The sequence below is a fragment of the Pseudomonas sp. AE27 genome, from assembly GCF_037113495.1.
In the GTDB taxonomy this organism is placed as follows: domain Bacteria; phylum Pseudomonadota; class Gammaproteobacteria; order Pseudomonadales; family Pseudomonadaceae; genus Aquipseudomonas; species Aquipseudomonas palmensis.
In genome coordinates, this window is record NZ_CP146966.1 from 4,280,157 (window position 1) to 4,300,253 (window position 20,097).

A 20,097-nucleotide genomic window follows, 5' to 3' on the forward strand; every position below is an offset into this window, starting at 1 on the left:
TCGCGTTCACTTGCAGCTTGCAGCGCTCAGTACCCACTGCTGCCGTAATCGACGGTGAAGGCAAAGTCGGTCACGCGCGAGACCCCGGTCTCGAGCCTGCCGTCGTCATGCAGGCGCAGCCAGCGATACCCCGGGGCCTGGTCGCCCACCTTGAAGTCTTCACTGCCCGGCTCGAACTGAATGCAGGTGGACGGCGAGGCGAGCAGACGCACACCGTCACGCAGCTGGTCCCACTCCTGATGGATATGCCCCCAGAGCAGCGCGCGCACCTGTGGATAACCCTTGAGCAGGTCGAACAGCGCATCGGCGTTGCGCAGCCCGATGGGCGCCATCCAGGCGCAATCGATGGAAACCGGCTGGTGATGGAAGCAGATCAGGCAATGGCGCTGCGGTGCGGCCTCCAGGGCCTGCCTGAGCAGTTGCAGCTGATCGTCTGCCAGCAGCCCCGGCACCGAGCCGCACACGGCCGAGTTGAGCATGATCACCCGCCAGGCGCCGGCATCCACCACCGGCTCGAGCAGCGAACTGCCGCGTGCCACCTGGGCCATGGGGAACGGCTCGTCGTGATTGCCGGCCAGCCAGCGGGCCGGGGCCGGGATCCTGCCGCTGAGGGCCAGAAACTGCAGATAGGATTCGACGCTGCCATCCTGCGACAGGTCGCCGGTGGCCAGCACCAGGTCGACCACCGGCTGTTCGTCGAGTACCCGCTCGACCACCCGGCGCAGGCTGTCGCGGGTGTTCATGCCCAGCAGCGTGCCTTCGGCTTCGGCGAACAGATGACTGTCGGAGAGCTGCACCAGCAGCACCGAGGCGTCACGGGAAGGGATGATCGAGTGCGGCAAGGCCGTCTCCTTGGGCGGATTCTGCACGATTATGGTGGGAATGCAGGCAACGGCAAACCCCGCGCCCACGACACCGGTCACATTTTCAGCGAACCGCTTCCAGTTCGTGGCCGCAGGCCAGGCAATGGCTCAGCCACTCGCCCAGGAACAGGTTGAGCTGGGCCTTTTCGTCCGGCTGGTGCATGGCCGCATTGGGGTATGGGTAGACACTGCGAAAGCGCCGCGCATGCTCGGCACTGACCACCTCGGCCATGCGCGCGTCGTGGTACACCTGCACCTCCAGCTGCGGCACCGGCAGCCACGGCAGGCTGTGCTCCTGGCGCACGCGCAGGGTGGTGGTGTAAGGGCAGGCCAGCACCACGTCGAGCACCAGCACGCCGAGCATCTGGTCACCCTGGGTCATGCCGATGCGGCGCGAGCTCTGGGTGGTGCGCATGTCGGGCAACAGTCGCATCAGGCGCGCATAGTTGGCCTCGCAGGCAGCCTGCAAGCCGACCAGATCGACCCGGTAGCGCTCGCGCAACAGATTCACGACCACAGCCCCCTGACTTCATCACGGTTCAACGCCAGCCATTGCAGGGCAATGATGCTCGCGGCATTGGCAATGCGCCCATCGCGCACGGCCTGCAACGCATCCTCGAACGCCCAGGCCTTCACGCGAATGTCTTCGCCCTCTTCTTCCAGCCCGTGCAGGCCGCCCGCGCCGTCGCTGTGGCAACGCCCCAGGTACAGGTGCACGAATTCATCGCTGCCGCCGGGCGACGGAAAGTACTTGGTCATCGGCCACAGCGCACTGAATGTCAGCCCAGCTTCCTCCTGCGCCTCGCGGTGCGCAACCTCCTCGGGCTGTTCGTCCTTGTCGATCAGACCGGCGACCAGTTCCACCAGCCAGGGGTTATCGACCTTGCCCATGGCGCCGACGCGAAACTGCTCGATCAGCACCACTTCGTCACGCTGCGGATCATAGGGCAGCACGCACACTGCGTCGTGGCGCACGAACAGCTCACGGCTGATCTCGCGGCCCATGCCGCCGGCAAACAGCTCGTGGCGCAGGTGCAGCCGGTCGAGCCGGTAAAAGCCCTTGAAGCAGTTTTCGCGCCGCACGATCTGTACGTCGGTCGGCATGGCCTTTGGCTTGTCTGTCATGGATACCTCGTTACCCCATTACCACGTCGCGCCATCCTAACCTGCACACTGCGCGGTTTCACCCCTTTAAAACAATCGTGCGGGCTGCGAGGATAGGCGCAGCCTTTCTTGTCAGCTTAGTGGCGAACCGACGGCATTGCCGACGGTCCAAGCCCGATTACCGTTGCACTACAAGGATCATCATGTCACTTGCGAAATTAGCCTGCGTGACCGCCCTGGCCTTGACTCTGGGCGCCTGCCAGAGCCTGTTCCAGCCCAACATGCGCGTGCCGCTCGAGGTCAAGCGCGACAGGTGGGAGCACATCAAGCCGGGCTGCACCGCAGCCGACTGCCCGCTGGTGAACATCGACACGGTGCACTTCCCCACCAACCCCAAGCTCGATGCGATCGTCGAGCGCAGCCTGCTCAAGCTCACCAGCGATGGCGAGGGCGCACCGTTGCCGGCCTCGCTCAAGTCCTACGAGGACAGCTACCTGCAATCGGCCCAGAGCCGCAACAGCAGCTACCTGCAGGCCAAGGTACGCGAGCAGCATGACGGCTTGGTGATCATCGAGTTGTCCAGCTACCTGGACACCGGCGGCGCGCACGGCATGCCGGGGCGCGGCTTCATCAACTATTCGCGCCAGCAGGACAAGGTGCTGACCCTGCAGGACATGCTGGTGCCGGGCCAGGAGGCAACCTTCTGGAAGACCGTCGAAGAGGCCCACAAGGGCTGGCTGATCAGCACCGGCATGGACAAGGACGCCGAGTTCGTGAAGAACTGGCCGTTCCAGAAGTCACCGCACGTCGCCCTGACCTACGGCGCGGTGGTGGTGAAGTACGAGGTGTATGCCATCGCCCCGTACTCCATGGGCCACATCGAGCTCAAGATTCCCTACCCGCGCCTGAACGGTGTGATCAGGCCCGAGCTGTTTCCCGGCCGCGGTTGAAGCCCAGCAACAGATGCAGCGCCCCTGCCAGCAGCAAGGCTGGCAGGGTGGCGCCAACGTCTGCGGCGTAATGCGCCAGCACATGGTAGGTCGCCACGCCACAGGCCCACGCCACCAGCGCCCCGTAGTGCAGGCCGTCGACCACACCCGGCAGGCGACGCCGGCGCAGCACGTAGTGATCGCTCAGCACCACACCGAACAGCGGCGCGAACACCGAGCCGATCAGCAGCAGGAAGTTCTCGTACTGGCCCAGCGGCGCGAAGCAGGCGATCAGGGTGCACACCACGCCGATCACCAGTGCCAGGTGCTCGACCTTCACGCCTGACAGCAGGCTGCTGGACACCGCCGCCGAGTGGATGTCGGCAAAGGCCTTTTCCGACTCGTCGAGCAGCACCAGCAACAGCGGGATGCCAAAGCCTGCGCCGGCCAGCGCCAGCAGCAGGGTGCTGGCTTCGCCATCGGTGGCGAAGGCCAGGATGTAGGCCACCCCCAGGCTCATCATCCACAGGTTGCCGATGAAGTAGCCCAGTGCGGTACCCACGAACACCTGCCCCGAATGCCTGCCGAAGCGCGAGTAGTCGGCAATCAGCGGCAGCCACGACAGCGGCATGGCGATGGCGATGTCAAAGCCCACCCCCAGCGACATCGAGCCATCCCCGGCGCGGGCCCACAGGGCAGCCAGGTCGGCCTTGGCGAACAGGTTCCAGGTCAGCCACAGGCAGGCGCCCAGCAGCAGCCAGATGCCCCATTTGCGCAAAATGCGGCGCACGAAGGTCAGCGGGCCGGCCACCGCCAGCGCGGTGGCCAGGGCGCCGAAGCACAGTGCCCACAGCAACGGGCTGACCCACAGGCTGTCGGCGCCGAAGGCCCGCGCACCCAGCAGGCTGGCGGCGTCGCGCATCACGATGATTTCGAACGCGCCCCAGCCAACCAGTTGCAGCAGGTTGAGAATGGCCGGCAGCGCCACGCCGTGGCGGCCCAGGCTCAGGCGCAGGGTGCCCATGGCCGACAGGCCGGTGTCGCTGCCGATGACGCCGGCGGCGGCCAGCAGCAGAACGCCGACCAGCGTGCCGAGGGTGATGGCCAGCAGCGCCCCGGACAGGCCCAGGCCGGGGCCGAGCAAGGCGCCGGTCTGCAGCACCATCAGGCCGATGCCGAGGGAGAACCACAGGGAGAACAGGTCACGCGCGCCGAAGACGCGCTGGCTGTCGGGAATGGGGGAATCGGGGGAGTAGTGGCTGGGTGTGCTCACGATCAGGGCTCGGCAGGAGAGTGGGGGTTGGATTGCAGGACGCTTTCGCCGGCAAGGCCGGCTCCTACAGGGCTTCGTGTCGCCTGTAGGAGCCGGCCTTGCCGGCGAAGGGATCGCCTCAGACCTTCTGGTACAACTGGCTGCCTTCCTGGCGGAACCGCTCGGCCTGCTCGCGCATGCCCTCTTCTACCGCCACCTCGACCGGCTGGTTGGCGGCGTATTCACGCACTTCCTGGGTGATCTTCATCGAGCAGAACTTCGGCCCGCACATCGAGCAGAAGTGCGCGACCTTGGCCGAATCCTTGGGCAGGGTCTCGTCGTGGAACGAGCGTGCGGTGTCCGGGTCCAGGCCCAGGTTGAACTGGTCTTCCCAGCGGAACTCGAACCGCGCCTTGCTCAAGGCGTTGTCGCGGATCTGCGCGCCCGGGTGCCCCTTGGCCAGGTCCGCCGCGTGCGCGGCGATCTTGTAGGTGATGATGCCGGTCTTGACGTCGTCCTTGTTCGGCAGCCCCAGGTGCTCCTTGGGCGTCACGTAGCAGAGCATCGCGCAACCGAACCAGCCGATCATCGCCGCACCGATGCCCGAGGTGATGTGGTCGTACCCCGGCGCGATGTCGGTGGTCAGCGGGCCCAGGGTGTAGAACGGCGCCTCGTCGCAGCACTCGAGCTGCTTGTCCATGTTCTCCTTGATCAACTGCATCGGCACGTGGCCGGGGCCTTCGATCATGCACTGCACGTCATGCTTCCAGGCGATCTTTGTCAGCTCGCCCAGGGTCTCCAGCTCGCCGAACTGCGCCGCGTCGTTGGCGTCGGCGATCGAGCCCGGACGCAGGCCGTCGCCCAGCGAGAAGCTGACGTCGTAGGCCTTCATGATTTCGCAGATTTCGTCGAAATGGGTGTAGAGGAAGTTTTCCTTGTGATGCGCCAGGCACCACTTGGCCATGATCGAGCCGCCGCGGCTGACGATGCCGGTCACGCGCTTGGCGGTCAGCGGCACGTAGCGCAGCAGCACGCCGGCATGGATGGTGAAGTAGTCCACGCCCTGCTCGGCCTGTTCGATCAGCGTGTCGCGAAACAGCTCCCAGGTCAGGTCCTCGGCCACGCCGTTGACCTTCTCCAGTGCCTGGTAGATCGGCACCGTACCGATCGGCACCGGCGAGTTGCGGATGATCCACTCGCGGGTTTCATGGATGTGCTTGCCGGTGGACAGGTCCATTACCGTGTCCGAGCCCCAGCGGATGCCCCAGGTCAGCTTGGCCACTTCTTCCTCGATGGAGGAGCCCAGCGCGCTGTTGCCGATGTTGCCGTTGACCTTCACCAGGAAATTGCGGCCGATGATCATCGGCTCCAGCTCCACATGGTTGATGTTGGCCGGAATGATCGCGCGGCCGCGAGCGACTTCCTCGCGTACGAATTCGGCGGTGATCTCCTTGGGGATGCTTGCGCCGAAGCTGTGCCCGGCGTGCTGCTGGTCGAGCAGGCCGGCGGCGCGGGCCTCCTGCAGCTTCATGTTCTCGCGGATGGCCACGTACTCCATCTCGGCGGTGATGATGCCCTGGCGCGCGTAGTGCATCTGGCTGACGTTGACGCCGGCCTTGGCCCGGCGCGGGTTGCGCACGTGGGCAAAGCGCAGCTTGGTCAGTTCCACGTCGTTCAGGCGCATCTGGCCGAAACTGGAGGACAGCCCGGCCAGGCGCTCGGTGTCGCCACGCGCGTCGATCCAGGCCGAGCGCACATCGCCCAGGCCCTTGCGCACGTCGATCTGCACGGTGGGGTCGGTGTAGGGGCCGGAGGTGTCGTACACCAGCACCGGCGCGTTGGCTTCGCCGCCGAAATCGGTGGGGGTGTCGTCCAGGCTGATTTCGCGCATCGGCACCTGGATATCGGGGCGCGAGCCCTGCACGTAGATCTTGCGCGAACGGGTGAACGGCTGCACGGACTGCTCGTCGACCTTGGCCGATTCACTCAGGTGCGCGGGGTATTTTTGTTTTTGGCTCATCACAGGCTCTCCAGACGGGTTGGCAGTCGGAGTGAACCTGAAAGGCACGGGCGCACCAGGGCTGGTGCTGTGCCGAAAACGGAAGATGCCACACCAGCCAAAAAGCTGAAATGACAATCCCGCAGCCGACACAAGAGGGCTCGCGGGAGACGAGCAATCTTGTTCCCTACGCAGGCGCTAACCTGATCAGGTTCAACGGGATCCGGAATTATCCGATCTCAGCCTCAACGCAAGGCACCCCGACAAGAACGCGCCCAGCATAGACCGGTGCGACGCGAAACGCCAACAGTCCAAGCACAAGCATGATAAAAGGCGCAAATAGCGGATTGTTGCAAAATGCCTGCGCAACTACACTCATCGGTTCAGAAATACTCAACCGTTCAAGGACTGCCCTATGCTGCGCAAACTTTCACTGGCCCTCGCCGTGTCGTGTGCTACCAACGGAATGGCCTGGGCAGCAGAACCGCCCCTGTCGGTACGCACCGATCTGGTCAGCGTGTATCAGGAAGCGGTGAACAACAACGCCGACCTGGCCGCTGCCCGCGCCGACTACGGCGCCCGCAAGGAAGTGGTGCCCCAGGCCCGTGCCGGCCTGCTGCCCAACCTCTCGGCCGGCGCCGAGATGATGAACAGCCGTACGAAGATCGATCACCCCTCGATCACCGCCAACCGCAGCGGCAACTCCTGGCAGGCCACCCTGGCCCAGCCGATCTTCCGCGCCGACCGCTGGTTCCAGTTGCAGGCAGCCGAAGCGGTGAACGAACAGGCGGCGCTGGAGCTGTCGGCCACCGAACAGAACCTGATTCTGCAAAGTGCCGAGAACTACTTCGCCGTGCTGCGCGCCCAGGACACCCTGGCCTCGACCAAGGCCGAAGAAGCCGCGTTCAAGCGCCAGCTCGACCAGAGCAACGAGCGCTTCGACGTGGGCCTGTCGGACAAGACCGACGTGCTGCAGTCCCAGGCCAGCTACGACACCGCACGGGCCAACCGCATCGTCGCGCAGCGCCAGGTGGACGACGCCTTCGAGGCCCTGGTGACCCTGACCAACCGCGACTACAACTCGGTGCAGGGCATCGTGCACACCCTGCCGGTGCAGGTACCCACGCCCAATGACGCCAAGGCCTGGGTAGAAACCGCCGCAAAGCAGAACCTGAACCTGCAGGCCACCAACTACGCGGTCAACGCGGCCGAGGAAACCCTGCGCCAGCGCAAGGCCGGGCACGCGCCGACGGTGGACGCGGTGGCGCGCTACCAGAAGGGTGACAACGACAGCCTGGGCTTCAGCAACCCCAACCTGACGGGCCAGAACTACCGCGGCGACGTGGAGCAGACCAGCATCGGCCTGCAGCTGAACATCCCGATCTACAGTGGCGGGCTGACCAGCTCGCAGGTGCGCGAGGCGTACCAGCGCCTGAGCCAGAGCGAACAGCAGCGCGAGAGCCTGCGTCGCCAGGTGGTGGAAAACACCCGCAACCTGCACCGCGCGGTGAACACCGACGTGGAGCAGGTGCAGGCGCGCAAGCAGTCGATCATTTCCAACCAGAGTGCGCTGGAAGCGACCGAAATCGGTTACCAGGTGGGTACGCGCAACATCGTCGACGTGCTGGATGCACAGCGCCAGCTGTACACCTCGGTGCGCGACTACAACAACACCCGGTATGACTACATCCTCGACAACCTGCGCCTGAAGCAGGCCGCCGGGACCTTGAGCCCGCAGGACCTGAATGACCTGGGTCGCTACCTCAAGCCCGACTACAACCCGGACAAGGACTTCCTGCCGCCGGACCTGGCCAAGGCGGCGCAGGCCAATTTCGAAAGGCCCTGAAACAGCTTCGCCGGCAAGGCCGGCTCCTACAGGTGTTGCGCACCCCGTGTAGGAGCCGACCTTGCCGGCGAACAGGCCTCACGCCTTGAGCAGATTCCCCAGCCCATCCAGCAGGCGCTTCAACGCCCCCTGATTGGCCCGCATCACCCCGACCCCCGCCTCGCCCATCTTCAGTGCATCGCTGGGCAACTCGATCAGGCGCCGCACCTCGGCCGCCAGCCCCTGGGCATCATCCACTTCGCACAACGCCCCCGCCTCGCGCAGCATTGCCGCGATCTCGAGAAAGTTGAACAGATGCGGCCCGCTCAACACTGGCCTGGCCAGTGCAGCCGGCTCCAGCAGATTGTGCCCGCCGTTGGGCACCAGGCTGCCGCCGACGAACGCGATGTCCGCCAGCGCATACAGAAACAGCAGCTCGCCCATGGTATCGCCCAGCAATACCTGGCAATCCGCCGTCACCGGCGCCCCGCCAGAGCGGCGCACCGTGGAAAACTGCGCTGCGCACAACCCATGCACCGCGTTGAAACGCTCCGGATGGCGCGGTACCAGCATCAGCAGCGCGTCCGAATGGTGCGCCAGCAACTGCCGATGCGCTGCCAGGATCACCTCGTCCTCGCCCTCATGGGTGCTTGCGGCAATCCACACCGGCCGTTGCAGCGCCTGCCACTCTTCACGCAGCGCCCTGGCGCGCACCAGCAGCTGTGCATCGATGGTCAGGTCGAACTTGATCGAGCCGGTCACCTGCACGCACTCGGGCCGCGCACCGAGCTGGCGAAAACGCTCGGCCTCGGTTTCGGTCTGCACCGCGATCAGGCTCATCTCGGCCAGCATCGGCCGGGTCAGCCCGGCAAAACGCGCATAGCCCCTGGCCGAACGCGCCGACAACCGCGCATTGGCCAGCGCCACCGGTATGCCACGTCGGGCGCACTGGTGGATATGGTTGGGCCACAGCTCGGTCTCCATGATCACCGCCAGTTGCGGGCGAGCACGCTCCAGAAACCGCGCCGCCGCCCACGGCAGGTCGTACGGCAGGTAGCAGTGCTGGATGCGTGGCTCGTTTGCGAACAGCGCCTGGATGCGCTCGGAACCGGTGGGCGTCATGCAGGTGATGGTGATCGGCAACTGTGGATAACGTTGCAGCAGGGCACGCACCATCGGCGCGGCGGCGATGCTCTCGCCCACCGACACCGCATGCACCCAGATGCCCCCCGGCTGCAGGGGCGGCAGCTTCAGGCCGAAGCGCTCGGCGATGCGCCGGGCATAGGCCGGCGCCTTGCGCGAGCGCAGGTACAGGCGCAGCGCGACCAGCGGCAGGCCCAGGTGAAACAGCAGGGTATATAGGGTTCTGTTCATGGCGCCGAAGTGTACTAGCCAATGGCGCACAAATGCACTGCGAAGCGCTCGGCCAGCCAGCGCGCGGCCGGCCCCAGCGGCTCGTCGCGGCGCCACGCCAACTCCACCACCAGCGCCGGCGGGCGCCACTCGCTGGCAAGCTCCACCATCTGCTGCTGGTAGGCCGGGTACTGCACCACATGGCGCGGCAGCCAGGCCCAGCCCAGCCCGCGCATGAGCATCTCGGCCATCACGTAGAAGCTGTCGGCGCGCCAGATCTGCGGGCTGATCGGTTCGCCGCCAGGGTAGCCGCTCTGCTGGGGCGTGATCAGCAACTGACGGTGCTGCGCCAGCTGCTGGCGATTGACGCTGGCCAGTTGCGCCAGCGGGTGATGCACCGCGCATACGGTGACCATCTCCACGCTGCCCAGTGCCTGGCGCTCCAGCGCTGCAGGCATGTGCTCGTGGTGGAACATCAGGCCCAGGTCGGCACGGCGCTCCAGCAGCTTGCGCGCCACATCGCCCTGGGCCCCGCTGGCCACCTGGATTTCCAGCAGCGGGTACTGCACGGCCAGCTCGTCGAGGCTGTCGAGCACCGGCTGGAAGGGCATGGCCTCGTCCTGCGCCAGGCGCAGTTGCGCCTCCTGCCCGCGCATCAGCGCCTGCGCCCGGCCGTCCAGGCGCTCGCACTGGCGCAGCAGCTCGCGTGCCTCCTCGAGCAACGCCTGGCCGGCATCGGTCAGGCGCGGCTGACGCCCGCTGCTACGCTCGAACAGCGTGACCCCAAGGTCGGCCTCGAACAACGCGATGGCGTTGCTGACCGCCGACTGGGCCTTGCGCTGCTCACGCGCCACCGCCGAAAACGAGCGCAGTTCGGCGACCCGCACGAAGGTGCGAAGCTGTTCGAGGTTCCATTGACCGTGCATGCCAGCCTATCTCCAGAATAGATAGGTAATGACTTTACCCCATTGCGCCATCCTCTAGAATGCGCGACCAGAACAGAGGACTACCATGAACGCCTATACCTACCTGGCCATCGCCATCTGCGCCGAAGTCATTGCCACCGCCTCGATGAAGGCGGTCAAGGGCCTGAGTACGCCGCTGCCCCTGCTTCTGATGGTGTGCGGCTACATCGTGGCGTTCTGGATGCTGACCCTGGTGGTGCGCAGCATTCCGGTAGGCATTGCCTACGCCATCTGGTCGGGCCTGGGCATCGTGCTGATCAGCATCGCGGCGCTGGTGATCTATGGGCAGAAACTGGATGTGCCGGCCATGCTCGGCATGGCCATGATCGTCGGCGGCGTGGTGGTGATCCAGGTGTTCTCCAAAACCACCGGGCATTGATGAGCGACAGGGTACGAAACCTCACAGGCTGTATACTGCGCTCCTGTCTTTGCTTGTGAGGTGCGTGCATGTCATCCGTTATTTCCACCGACGTGCTGATCGTCGGCGCAGGGGTCGCAGGCCTCTGGCTCAATGCCCGCCTGCGCCGCCTGGGCTACTCGACGGTGCTGGTGGAACGCGCCAGCCTCGGTGGCGAGCAGACCCTCAAGTCCCAGGGGATCATCCACGGTGGTGCCAAGTACGCCCTGCACGGTGCGCTCACCGGCGCCTCCGAGGCCATTGCCGACATGCCGCGGCGCTGGCGCGAGGCCCTGGCCGGCAACGGCGAACTGGACCTGAGCGGCGTGCGCCTGCTGTCCGAGGCGCACTACCTGTGGTCGCCCGGCACCCTGGCCGGCAACCTCACCAGCTTCTTCGCCAGCAAGGCGGTACGCGGCCGGGTCGACCAGGTCAAGGGCGACCAGTTGCCCCCTGCCCTGCAGGACCGTGCCTTCAAGGGCAAGGTGTACCGCCTGGCCGAACTGGTGGTGGACGTGCCGAGCCTGCTCGCGCGCCTGGCAGAGCTGGCCGGCGACAGCCTGCTGGCCGGTGAACATATCGAACCGCTGCATGAAGGTGACGAACTGGTCGGCTTGCGTGTCGATGGCCGCGATATCCGCGCCCAGCGCGTGGTGCTCAGCGCCGGTGCCGGCAATGCCGCGCTGCTGCAAAGCCTGGGCCTGAGCCAGCCGGCCATGCAGCGCCGACCGCTGCACATGGTCATGGCCAAGGGCCCGAGCCTCAAGCCCCTGTACGCCCACTGCCTGGGCGGCGGGCCCAAGCCGCGCATCACCGTGACCACCCACCCGGCCGCCGACGGCCAGTGGGTGTGGTACCTGGGCGGCGACCTGGCCGAAGCCGAGGGCGTTGCCCGCGAACCCGAAGCGCAGATCGCTGCCGCCCGCAAGGAGGTCGCGGGGCTGCTGCCCTGGGTCGACCTCAGCCAGGTGCAGTGGGCCACCGTGCGTGTCGACCGCGCCGAACCCGCGCAATCGGGCCTGGTGCGCCCCGACAACGCCTTCCTCGCCGACCAGCAGCGCCTGCTGGCGGGCTGGCCGACCAAGCTGGCCCTGGCACCGGACTTCGCTGACCGCGTGCTGAACAGCCTGGAACGTGACGGTATCAAGCCAGGCAACCTGCCTGCCCTGCCGCCCCTGCCAAAACCGCCCCTGGCACAACCGGTATGGGAGCAACTGCTGCCATGAGCCTGCCGACCCTGCACCCCTATCACCGCCCGCTGGGCAGCACCGGCCTGAGCGTTTCCCCGCTGGGGCTGGGCACGGTCAAGCTGGGCCGCGACCAGGGCGTCAAATACCCCAACGGCTTCACCATCCCCGACGACGACGAGGCCCGCCTGCTGCTGCGCCAGGCCCGTGAGCTGGGCATCAACCTGATCGACACCGCACCGGCCTATGGCCGCAGCGAAGAGCGGCTGGGCCCATTGCTGCGCGGCCAGCGCCACGACTGGGTGATCGTCAGCAAGGTCGGCGAAGAGTTCGACGACGGCCACTCGCACTTCGACTTCAGCGCCGCCCACACGCGCCGCTCGGTGGAACGCAGCCTCCAGCGCCTTGAAACAGATTGTATCGATCTTGTACTGGTGCATTCCGACGGCAACGATCTGCGCATTCTGCAGCAGGAAGCGGTGTACGAAACCCTGGCCCGACTCAAGCAGGAAGGCAAGATTCGCGGCTTCGGGCTGTCCGGCAAAACCGTCGAAGGTGGGCTGCAGGCCCTGCAATCAGGCGATTGCGCGATGGTTACCTACAATCTCGACGAGCAGGGCGAACGCCCGGTGCTGGACTATGCTGCCGAACACGGCAAGGCCATCCTGGTGAAAAAGGCCCTGGCCAGCGGTCATGCCTGCCTGGCCCCGGGCGTCGACCCGGTGCGGGCCAGCTTCGAGCTGCTGTTTGCCCACCCCGGGGTGAGCAGTGCTATTGTCGGCACCATCAATCCCGTGCACCTGGCCCACAACGTGGGCGTGGTCGCCAAGATCCTGAGCCAGCGCTGAGCCGCCGTCGCGGCCGACCCCAACGCAAGAAGGAGCCGAGATGCCGCGCACGCTGATCCGCAAGAACCCCAGCAACTTCAAGACCCTGCCCCTGCATGTGGAAGCCGGCCCCGAGGGCCTGAGCTACCAGAGCATCGGCATGCCGCTGAACTTTGCCCAGACCCTGCAGCGGCGCAAGGCCATCCAGGTGGCCGACCCCGAGCGTTTCGCCGTGGAGCTGGCCAACCTGGGCGTTTCGGTGCGCCTCACCCTGCAGTGGCAGAACCGCGACTACTGGGTACTGGTGCGCCAGCGCCGCCAGGACCGCGGTGATGTGGTGCTCAAGCTGATCTCCGGTTACGTGCCCGCTCAGGAGCTGAACCTGCCCTTGCACACGGCCGTGCAGGAAGTGGCCGAGGAATGCCTGCTGGAGACCCCGGAAGGCTGGCTTGGCGGGCGTTTCAACGACACCTGGTTGCCGGCGCCGTACGCCGACGCGCTGCATTACCGTGAAGCGATGCCCTTCGTGCTGACCCCTCACTCGGGGGCCGCGCGACCGGTGCGCTGTGGCAACCAGCCGCTGATCGAGCGACCGCGAGCCTATGTCCACCTGCCCACGGCGTCACTGCAACTGATTTATGACCTACGCCTGCAAGTGCCCAGGGAAGCCAAATCATTGAGCCTGTTCCATGTGGACGAGCGCCTTGAGGGCGACCAACTGGTGGCACGCCTCAACCGCAGCCGGCCAGACTTGTACCTGATGCCGCTGGAAGACGGTCAGCCGCAGGCCGAGCTGTACACCCTGAAGAAGGACCGATTGGTGCCGGCGAGTACACGTGGTATCTACCTGGCCGAAAGCTTTGCCCGGCAGGATGGCTGGCTGGTGCGTGAAGAGCGGATTCGCTGGAAGGATTGGCTGAGGCAGCAGGGGCTGGTGGGGCCCAGGCCGGACTCGAAACTTAAAAGGCTGACGGGCAAGGCCCGCCAGCTGTTGGGGCTGGCGTTGCAGAAGTAGGACGTTTTTGCAGGCCCTAATCGCGGGTCAAGCCACTCAGTTCTTGCGGATTTTCTCCACGATCGCCGTGGTCGAGCTGTTTTCCACCAGCCCCAGCACCTTCACCGTACCGCCATAGGCCTTGACGATATCGGCGCCCACCACCTGATCGATGCCGTAGTCGCCACCCTTGACCAGCACGTCGGGCTTGACCTCGGCAAGCAGGTTTTCCGGGGTGCCTTCGGAGAAGCTGATGACCCAGTCCACTGCCCCCAGCCCCGCCAGCACCGCCATGCGCCGGTCGACACTGTTGATCGGCCGACCCGGCCCCTTCAGGCGACTGACCGAAGCATCGTCATTGACCGCCACTATCAACCGGTCGCCCTGCGCACGCGCCTGCTCCAGGTAGGTCACGTGCCCGGCATGCAGAATGTCGAAGCAGCCATTGGTGAACACGATCTTCTCGTTGTGCGCCCGCGCATCGTCGATGGCCAGCAGCAACTGCTCAAGGCTCAGCACCCCGCGCTCGGAGCCTTCTTCGCGCTGGATGGCGCGACGCAGTTCCGGCGCGCTGATGGCCGCCGTACCCAGCTTGCCGACCACGATGCCGGCAGCCAGGTTGGCCAGACCGACCGCATGGGGCAGCTCCTCACCGGCGGCGATCGCCGCCGCCAGGGTGGAGATCACGGTATCACCGGCACCGGTCACATCGAACACTTCACGCGCCCGTGCCGGCAGGTGCATGGCCGGATGGCCCGGGCGCAGCAAGGTCATGCCGTGCTCGCCTCGGGTCACCAGCAAGGCGCCCAGTTCCAGCTCGCGCATCAGCTCGCCGCCCTTGTTGACCAGTTCGGTCTCGTCGGCGCAATGCCCGACGATGGCCTCGAACTCGCCCAGATTCGGCGTGATGACGCTGGCGCCGCGGTAGATCGAGAAATCCTTGCCCTTGGGGTCGGCCAGCACCGGAATGCCCTTGGCTCGCGCGGCCTGGATCAGGCTCTGGTGGTTCTTCAATGCGCCTTTGCCGTAGTCGGACAGCACCAGCACCTTCACCCCTTCGAGCAGGGCGTCGACTTCGGCGCCCAGCGACAGCGGGTCGGTGGCAAAGGGTTCTTCGAAATCGATGCGCAGCAATTGCTGGTGACGGCTCATGACCCGCAGCTTGACGATGGTCGGCTGATGGGCGATGCGCTGGAAGATCGAACGCACCCCCGCTGCCTGCAGGCTGTTGGCCAGGCTGTCGGCGGCCTCGTCCTGGCCGGTGACGCCCACCAGCGAGGCCGGCGCACCCAGCGCGGCAATGTTCAGCGCAACGTTGGCTGCACCACCCGGACGGTCCTCGATCTGCTCGACCTTGACCACCGGTACCGGGGCTTCAGGTGAAATGCGAGAGGTACCGCCATGCCAGTAGCGGTCGAGCATGACATCCCCGACCACCAGTACCGGAGCTTGATCGAAACGCGGCATGGACAACTTCATGGGCAACCCATATAGACAAAATGAACAGGGGCGGGATATTAGCACAGCCCTGGCACCGGCCTGTTCGGCGCCGGTAACCTGCTGTGACAACCAGGGCGCAGAACGCGCCCTGGCAGGGTGACTCAGGTGATGTCGGCCTTGGCCGGCTCATCCAGGCCCATGGCGTGCAGGCGCGCGTAATAGCCGTTTTCGGCCAGCAACTGGCCATGCGTGCCACGCTCGACGATGCGCCCCTGATCCATCACCAGGATCAGGTCGGCCTTCTCGATGGTCGACAGGCGGTGCGCGATCACCAGGGTGGTACGGCCTTTCATCACCTGGTCCAGGGCGGCCTGGATGTGCCGCTCCGACTCGGTGTCGAGGGCCGAGGTGGCCTCGTCGAGAATCAGCAGCGGTGCATTCTTGAGCAGGGCCCTGGCGATCGCCAGACGCTGGCGCTGGCCGCCGGACAGCAGCACGCCGTTCTCGCCGACCTCGGTGTCCAGCCCTTGGGGCAACTGATCGATGAACTCCTTGGCATAGGCATCGGCTGCCGCAGCCTCGATCTGCTCGCGCGGCGCACCGGCCAGGTCACCGTAGGCGATGTTGTTGGCCACGGTGTCGTTGAACAGGGTCACATGCTGGGTCACCTGGGCAATGTGCCGACGCAGGTTACGCAGGCGGTACTGCTCCACCTCCACGCCATCGAGCAGGATCTCGCCCTCGGCATGCGGATAGAAACGCGGTATCAGGCTGGCCAGGGTCGACTTGCCGCTGCCCGAACGCCCAACCAGCGCCACCATCTGACCCGGCTCGGCGGTGAAGCTGATGTCATCGAGCACGCGGCGCTCGCTACCCGGGTAGGTGAAGCTCAGGTGGCGGACATCCAGGCGCCCGGTAACCCGGTCGCGCTCGACGGTACCGTGGTCGACTTCCGGCTCCACATCCAACTGCTCGAAGATGCTCTCGGCCCCCGACACACCCTTCTGGATGGTCGAGCTGACTTCCGACAGCTGGCGGATCGGCTTGGGCAGCAGGCCGGCCGCGGTGATGTAGGCCACCAGGTCGCCGGCGGTGGAGTCGCCGCGCAGGTACAGCACCAGGAACATCAGCACGGCCATGGCCGAGTAGATCACCAGTTGCAGCATCGGTGTATACACCGCGCTGGTCTTGGTCATGCGCAGCTGCTTCTCGGTGTTGCTCTGGCTGGCATCGGCGAAGCGCTGCTGCTCGTAATTCTCGCCCCCGAAACTGCGCACCACGCGATAGCCCTGGATGGTTTCGGACGCGACATGCGTCACATCGCCCATGGCCACCTGGATCTTCTTGCTCTGCTTGCGGAATTTCTTGCTCGAACTGCTGACCATCAGCGCGATCAGCGGCAGGATCGCCAGCATCACGATAGTCAGCTTCCAGTTCATCCACAGCAGATAGCCGAACAGGAACACCACGGTCAGGCCTTCGCGGATCACCACCTTGATTGCATCGGTGGCGGCGCCGGTGACCATGGTCACATTGAAGGTGATACGCGAAATCAGGTGTCCGGAGTTATGGCTGTCGAAATAGCGGTTGGGCAGTACCAGCAGCTTGTTGAACAACTCCACCCGCAGGTCGTGTACCAGGCCCAGGGAAACCTTGGCCAGAAAGAAGTTGCCCAGAAACGAGCCCAGGCCCTGCCAGGCGGCGATCAGCACGATCAGCAGCGGCACGGCCTGCAACAGTTGGAGGTCACGCAGGTAAGGCACGTTGGGGAACAACACCGCTTCGGGATTGCTCAGCCCATCGACGAAATACTTGAGGATGCCCGCCAGCATAGGCTGGGTCGAGGCGAATATCACGAAGCCGAGGATACTCAGCAGGAAAATGCCAATGTAGGGCTTTACGTAGGTCAACAGTCGGAAATAGATCTTCAGACTGGAGCTCTGCTGCGCCGTGCGCGGTGTTTCAGCCATCTTCGAGCTCACTGTTCAGGTTGAACGATCGATTTTATCACAGCCTGCCGATTGGGCACGCGCCCACACCAGCACGCTGGCCAGCCCCACTGGCAGCCAACTGATGAACCATTCGGCACGGGGGGTGCCGGTCAGGCTCGCAGCGTCGAACTGCATGGCCAGGGTGCAGAACAGCCACAGACCGATGAGGCCCTTGCCCAACAGCGTGTCGCGGGCACGCCACCCCTCCCTTAGCACCAGCAGCCACACTGCAGCCCACAGCAACAGGCCAGGCACACCCAGTTCGATGCCTATATGGGTGAACATGTTGTGCGAGTGATCGAAGGCGATGCCGTTGGCCACCACCTTGAACTGCGTGCCCAGGCCCAACCCCAACCAGGGGTGGTCGGCAATCATCTGAAGCGCGCTGTTGAAAATCTCGGGACGATAGGAAACACCGCGCATGATCAGCTGGTAGACCATCAGAAAGCCCAGTACCGAAATGATCAGCGCCCCAGCGGCGAACACACAACTGCGCCGGTCACGACACCAAAGCGGCATTGCCGCGACGGTAAGCAGAAGGGCCAGCGCGGCGCCGCGACTTTGGCCAAGCATCACGAAGACTCCCAGGCACACCACCGAAAGTGCCCATAAAAGCTGCATCCAGCGCTGTTGCGGCATCCAGTGCAACATCCAGACAATGGCCGCGCCCATCACGTAGGCGCCCAGAATCGGATGGGAAACTTCGCCGATGCCTTCCAGCCGGGCCAACCATGGTTGCCCCATGACTCCGTAGAAATGAATGATCGAGATGGCCGCCGCCAGTCCCAAGCCGATGCCGCCCCATTGCATCAAAAGTACTAATCGCTGCGTACCTGCACTCGCCAGCAAAGGAAACGCCAACAGGAACAGGATGATGTAGAACAGCCGCTTGCCCTCCCGGATCGGCTCTTCACCTACGGCCCAGCTCAGCGATACCAGGCCCCAGCCCAGCAACAGAAGCACGCTCACACACAGTGCACGCTGCTGCGCCCACAACCGGCCGAACTGCTCCCGGGCCGACCAGCCCAGTACCAGGGTCGGCAGCCAAAGAAACGCGATCAGACCTTGCTGATAAATCTTGTTACTAGGCGCCAGAGCAATACCTGCCAGAAACCAGAGCAGCCCTACAGCCAACCACACTTGCGCCCAGCGACTCGTGTACATCATCCCTTCCCCATTCAACCCAAGCGACCAACATGGTGCATTCTTTTAGTTTTCGGCATTATGCCCTGTCATTCCTGCTCGCTATTTCGACAAGGCCATCTACATGCAATGCTCCCGGCTCCCTCAGGCCGACCTCAACCAACTGATCGTCGGTGCCCAGATACTGGAAGCTGACAGCTACGGTGCGAAAGTCTACCTGCTAGAGAACGGCAATATCCTTAAACTTTTCCGGCGCAAGCGCCTGCTGTCGTCGGCGTTGCTGCGGCCCTACTCCCGCCGCTTCATCGACAACGCCGCCAGGCTGGAGCAGTTGGGCATTCCGACTCTGCGTGTATTGGCGCATTACCGCCTGGAAAAGCCCGGCATGACGGCGGTGCTGTACCACCCCCTGCCCGGCCAAACCCTGAGCCAGCTCAGCCGCCAGGAAGACTTCAGCTGGCAGCAGGCACTGCCGGGCATGGTCCGCCTGATACGCACCCTGCACCGTTCGGGGGTGTATTTTCGCTCGCTGCACCTGGGCAACATCGTGGTGACGCCCGGTCAGCAGTGGGGGCTGATCGATGTGGCGGACATGCGCTTTCTGCGCGGGCCGCTGAGCCGGCGCATGATCAAGCGCAACATACAGCACTTCGCCCGCTACCTGTCACGTGAAAAACTCGACGGGAGCTTCCCCCTCGCCGAGCTGGAACAGGCCCTACTGGCTCCCTGAGTCAGGCTTGACCGCCCACATTTCACGCAGGGTTCGGCTGAAGCAATCCCAGGCCTGCTCCGGGGCCAGCGAGCGGTACTGCGCCTGGGCGACGGCGGTTGCCGGCAAGCTGGCGCAACGCTCGATGGCAGCGGCCCAGCCCTGCACATCACCGACCCGTGCGTACAGGCCACTATCACCCAACTGTTCATGAAACACCGGCAGGTCACTGCACAGCACCGGCACGCCGGCAATGACCGCCTCCTGCAATACCAGGCCCAGGCCCTCGGACCGGGAAGGCACAAGCAACCAGTCGAATGCCTGGTACAGGCACTCCAGAATGTCGCAATGCCCTGTCAGCGATACCTTGCCCTGCAGGCCCAGCGCCTGGATCTTTTGCTGCAGCAATGGGCGCTCGGGCCCTTCGCCGAGAATGACCAGACGCAGATCGGGTTGCGCCCGGCTGGCGGCGGCAAATGCATCGATCAGGTAGTCGAACCCCTTGTCCATGACCAGGCGACCGACAGCCCCCATGATCCGCACACCAGGCTCCCTCAACCCCATGACCTGGCGCGCTTGCTGCGCTGTCAGTTGCTCGGCGCAAAAGCGGTTGGGTTCCAACGCGGTACGCAAGGCCGTCACCTTCAGGCCCAGCTCGGCCTGCAATGACGCCGCCAGCGTGGCCGACACCGCCACCAGTGACAGCTGCGCAGGCTTGAACCCGCGCAACAGTGCCACATCCCTGGGGTTCAAACGGGTCTTGCCGTGAAACACCACGGTTGCCTTTACCTCAGGCAGGCTCTTGAGCACAGGCAAGATCAGGCGCGACACACCCACCCCATCGAGCAGCAAGGCGTCGGCATCGGCCTCCAGCAACGCCTTGCGCAGGCGAGCGCGCAACCAGGGCTGCAGCAGCCCCCACACATGACGGCCTTTTATCAGGCGCTGTGGCAGGTTCCATTCTCGCGTTGCGCCCGGGGCACACGCCGCCCCATGGCCCTGCAGCAACCAACTGTTCACAGACATGTCGGGAGGCACCAGTGAAAGAATCTGCTGGTGGACCTTGTGCACGGAGACGAACGGCGAGCCGCCCGCCCACATGATATTGATGACGTTCAC

Annotated in this window: 18 protein-coding genes and 1 riboswitch; of the genes, 7 read left to right on the forward strand and 11 right to left on the reverse strand. The window is 65.0% G+C overall.

What is annotated here, in order from left to right:
* Positions 1-26 precede the first annotated feature (26 nt).
* From cpdA to V9K84_RS19635, 3 genes are all read right to left on the reverse strand, one after another.
* Positions 27-842: a 3',5'-cyclic-AMP phosphodiesterase gene (gene cpdA, locus V9K84_RS19625; protein WP_043863560.1), complete on the reverse strand. Its 816-nt coding sequence runs from the start codon at positions 840-842 to the stop codon at positions 27-29.
* Positions 843-927: 85 nt separating this feature from the next.
* Positions 928-1,380: a DUF1249 domain-containing protein gene (locus V9K84_RS19630; protein WP_043863561.1), complete on the reverse strand. Its 453-nt coding sequence runs from the start codon at positions 1,378-1,380 to the stop codon at positions 928-930.
* The gene (locus V9K84_RS19635; protein ID WP_043863562.1) at positions 1,371-1,988 is read right to left on the reverse strand and encodes an NUDIX domain-containing protein; all 618 of its coding nucleotides are present in this window, start codon (positions 1,986-1,988) and stop codon (positions 1,371-1,373) included. The genes V9K84_RS19630 and V9K84_RS19635 overlap by 10 nt, the downstream gene beginning before the upstream one ends.
* A gap of 182 nt (positions 1,989-2,170) precedes the next feature.
* Here V9K84_RS19635 and V9K84_RS19640 point away from each other — a divergent pair, with 182 nt between their 5' ends.
* Entirely contained in the window at positions 2,171-2,917 is a 747-nt protein-coding gene (locus tag V9K84_RS19640) for an RsiV family protein (protein WP_043863563.1), read from the forward strand.
* Here the strand turns inward: V9K84_RS19640 and cytX are convergent.
* Complete coding sequence (gene cytX, locus V9K84_RS19645; protein WP_054915741.1) at positions 2,886-4,169, reverse strand: putative hydroxymethylpyrimidine transporter CytX; 1,284 nt, start codon at positions 4,167-4,169, stop codon at positions 2,886-2,888. The genes V9K84_RS19640 and cytX overlap by 32 nt on opposite strands.
* A gap of 118 nt (positions 4,170-4,287) precedes the next feature.
* Positions 4,288-6,168, reverse strand: a complete 1,881-nt coding sequence (gene thiC, locus V9K84_RS19650; RefSeq protein ID WP_088514714.1) for a phosphomethylpyrimidine synthase ThiC — start codon at positions 6,166-6,168, stop codon at positions 4,288-4,290.
* Between the two features lie 146 nt (positions 6,169-6,314).
* Positions 6,315-6,420: riboswitch (TPP riboswitch) on the reverse strand.
* Positions 6,421-6,562: 142 nt separating this feature from the next.
* Here thiC and V9K84_RS19655 point away from each other — a divergent pair.
* Positions 6,563-7,993: a TolC family outer membrane protein gene (locus V9K84_RS19655; protein ID WP_043863566.1), complete on the forward strand. Its 1,431-nt coding sequence runs from the start codon at positions 6,563-6,565 to the stop codon at positions 7,991-7,993.
* A gap of 78 nt (positions 7,994-8,071) precedes the next feature.
* On the opposite strand, the gene waaA is transcribed toward V9K84_RS19655, so the two are convergent.
* On the reverse strand, positions 8,072-9,346 hold the full coding sequence (waaA, locus tag V9K84_RS19660) for a lipid IV(A) 3-deoxy-D-manno-octulosonic acid transferase (protein ID WP_088514713.1): 1,275 nt from the start codon (positions 9,344-9,346) through the stop codon (positions 8,072-8,074).
* A gap of 14 nt (positions 9,347-9,360) precedes the next feature.
* Positions 9,361-10,251 carry a LysR family transcriptional regulator gene (locus V9K84_RS19665; RefSeq protein WP_043863568.1) on the reverse strand — a complete coding sequence of 297 codons (891 nt, stop codon included), beginning with the start codon at positions 10,249-10,251 and terminating at the stop codon, positions 9,361-9,363.
* An 85-nt stretch (positions 10,252-10,336) separates the two neighbouring features.
* Between V9K84_RS19665 and V9K84_RS19670 the strand changes: the two genes are divergently transcribed.
* From V9K84_RS19670 to V9K84_RS19685, 4 genes are all read left to right on the forward strand, one after another.
* The gene (locus tag V9K84_RS19670) at positions 10,337-10,669 is read left to right on the forward strand and encodes a multidrug efflux SMR transporter (protein WP_043863569.1); all 333 of its coding nucleotides are present in this window, start codon (positions 10,337-10,339) and stop codon (positions 10,667-10,669) included.
* A 68-nt stretch (positions 10,670-10,737) separates the two neighbouring features.
* On the forward strand, positions 10,738-11,913 hold the full coding sequence (locus V9K84_RS19675; protein ID WP_088514712.1) for an FAD-dependent oxidoreductase: 1,176 nt from the start codon (positions 10,738-10,740) through the stop codon (positions 11,911-11,913).
* Complete coding sequence (locus V9K84_RS19680) at positions 11,910-12,722, forward strand: aldo/keto reductase (protein ID WP_058541609.1); 813 nt, start codon at positions 11,910-11,912, stop codon at positions 12,720-12,722. Before V9K84_RS19675 ends, V9K84_RS19680 begins: the two co-directional genes overlap by 4 nt.
* Positions 12,723-12,762: 40 nt before the next feature.
* The gene (locus V9K84_RS19685) at positions 12,763-13,716 is read left to right on the forward strand and encodes a metal ABC transporter ATPase (RefSeq protein ID WP_088514711.1); all 954 of its coding nucleotides are present in this window, start codon (positions 12,763-12,765) and stop codon (positions 13,714-13,716) included.
* 36 nt (positions 13,717-13,752) lie between these two features.
* Here the strand turns inward: V9K84_RS19685 and hldE are convergent, their stop codons facing one another.
* From hldE to V9K84_RS19700, 3 genes are all read right to left on the reverse strand, one after another.
* On the reverse strand, positions 13,753-15,174 hold the full coding sequence (gene hldE, locus V9K84_RS19690) for a bifunctional D-glycero-beta-D-manno-heptose-7-phosphate kinase/D-glycero-beta-D-manno-heptose 1-phosphate adenylyltransferase HldE (RefSeq protein WP_058541610.1): 1,422 nt from the start codon (positions 15,172-15,174) through the stop codon (positions 13,753-13,755).
* Between the two features lie 122 nt (positions 15,175-15,296).
* The gene (msbA, locus tag V9K84_RS19695) at positions 15,297-17,105 is read right to left on the reverse strand and encodes a lipid A export permease/ATP-binding protein MsbA (RefSeq protein WP_058541611.1); all 1,809 of its coding nucleotides are present in this window, start codon (positions 17,103-17,105) and stop codon (positions 15,297-15,299) included.
* A 15-nt stretch (positions 17,106-17,120) separates the two neighbouring features.
* Complete coding sequence (locus tag V9K84_RS19700; RefSeq protein WP_178075067.1) at positions 17,121-18,293, reverse strand: O-antigen ligase family protein; 1,173 nt, start codon at positions 18,291-18,293, stop codon at positions 17,121-17,123.
* 100 nt (positions 18,294-18,393) lie between these two features.
* Here V9K84_RS19700 and V9K84_RS19705 point away from each other — a divergent pair, with 100 nt between their 5' ends.
* Positions 18,394-18,999, forward strand: a complete 606-nt coding sequence (locus V9K84_RS19705; RefSeq protein ID WP_088514710.1) for a lipopolysaccharide kinase InaA family protein — start codon at positions 18,394-18,396, stop codon at positions 18,997-18,999.
* On the opposite strand, the gene V9K84_RS19710 is transcribed toward V9K84_RS19705, so the two are convergent.
* Entirely contained in the window at positions 18,985-20,097 is a 1,113-nt protein-coding gene (locus tag V9K84_RS19710) for a glycosyltransferase (RefSeq protein ID WP_088514709.1), read from the reverse strand. The genes V9K84_RS19705 and V9K84_RS19710 overlap by 15 nt on opposite strands.

Bases quoted from the DNA above. Each gene is read 5' to 3' on its own strand.
- V9K84_RS19705 (WP_088514710.1), top strand. From the start codon at position 18,394: ATGCAATGCTCCCGGCTCCCTCAGGCCGACCTCAACCAACTGATCGTC.
- V9K84_RS19640 (WP_043863563.1), top strand. From the start codon at position 2,171: ATGTCACTTGCGAAATTAGCCTGCGTGACCGCCCTGGCCTTGACTCTG.
- waaA (WP_088514713.1), bottom strand. From the start codon at position 9,346: ATGAACAGAACCCTATATACCCTGCTGTTTCACCTGGGCCTGCCGCTG.
- V9K84_RS19680 (WP_058541609.1), top strand. From the start codon at position 11,910: ATGAGCCTGCCGACCCTGCACCCCTATCACCGCCCGCTGGGCAGCACC.
- thiC (WP_088514714.1), bottom strand. From the start codon at position 6,168: ATGAGCCAAAAACAAAAATACCCCGCGCACCTGAGTGAATCGGCCAAG.
- V9K84_RS19635 (WP_043863562.1), bottom strand. From the start codon at position 1,988: ATGACAGACAAGCCAAAGGCCATGCCGACCGACGTACAGATCGTGCGG.
- V9K84_RS19665 (WP_043863568.1), bottom strand. From the start codon at position 10,251: ATGCACGGTCAATGGAACCTCGAACAGCTTCGCACCTTCGTGCGGGTC.
- V9K84_RS19700 (WP_178075067.1), bottom strand. From the start codon at position 18,293: ATGATGTACACGAGTCGCTGGGCGCAAGTGTGGTTGGCTGTAGGGCTG.
- V9K84_RS19655 (WP_043863566.1), top strand. From the start codon at position 6,563: ATGCTGCGCAAACTTTCACTGGCCCTCGCCGTGTCGTGTGCTACCAAC.
- msbA (WP_058541611.1), bottom strand. From the start codon at position 17,105: ATGGCTGAAACACCGCGCACGGCGCAGCAGAGCTCCAGTCTGAAGATC.
- hldE (WP_058541610.1), bottom strand. From the start codon at position 15,174: ATGAAGTTGTCCATGCCGCGTTTCGATCAAGCTCCGGTACTGGTGGTC.
- V9K84_RS19675 (WP_088514712.1), top strand. From the start codon at position 10,738: ATGTCATCCGTTATTTCCACCGACGTGCTGATCGTCGGCGCAGGGGTC.
- V9K84_RS19670 (WP_043863569.1), top strand. From the start codon at position 10,337: ATGAACGCCTATACCTACCTGGCCATCGCCATCTGCGCCGAAGTCATT.
- V9K84_RS19685 (WP_088514711.1), top strand. From the start codon at position 12,763: ATGCCGCGCACGCTGATCCGCAAGAACCCCAGCAACTTCAAGACCCTG.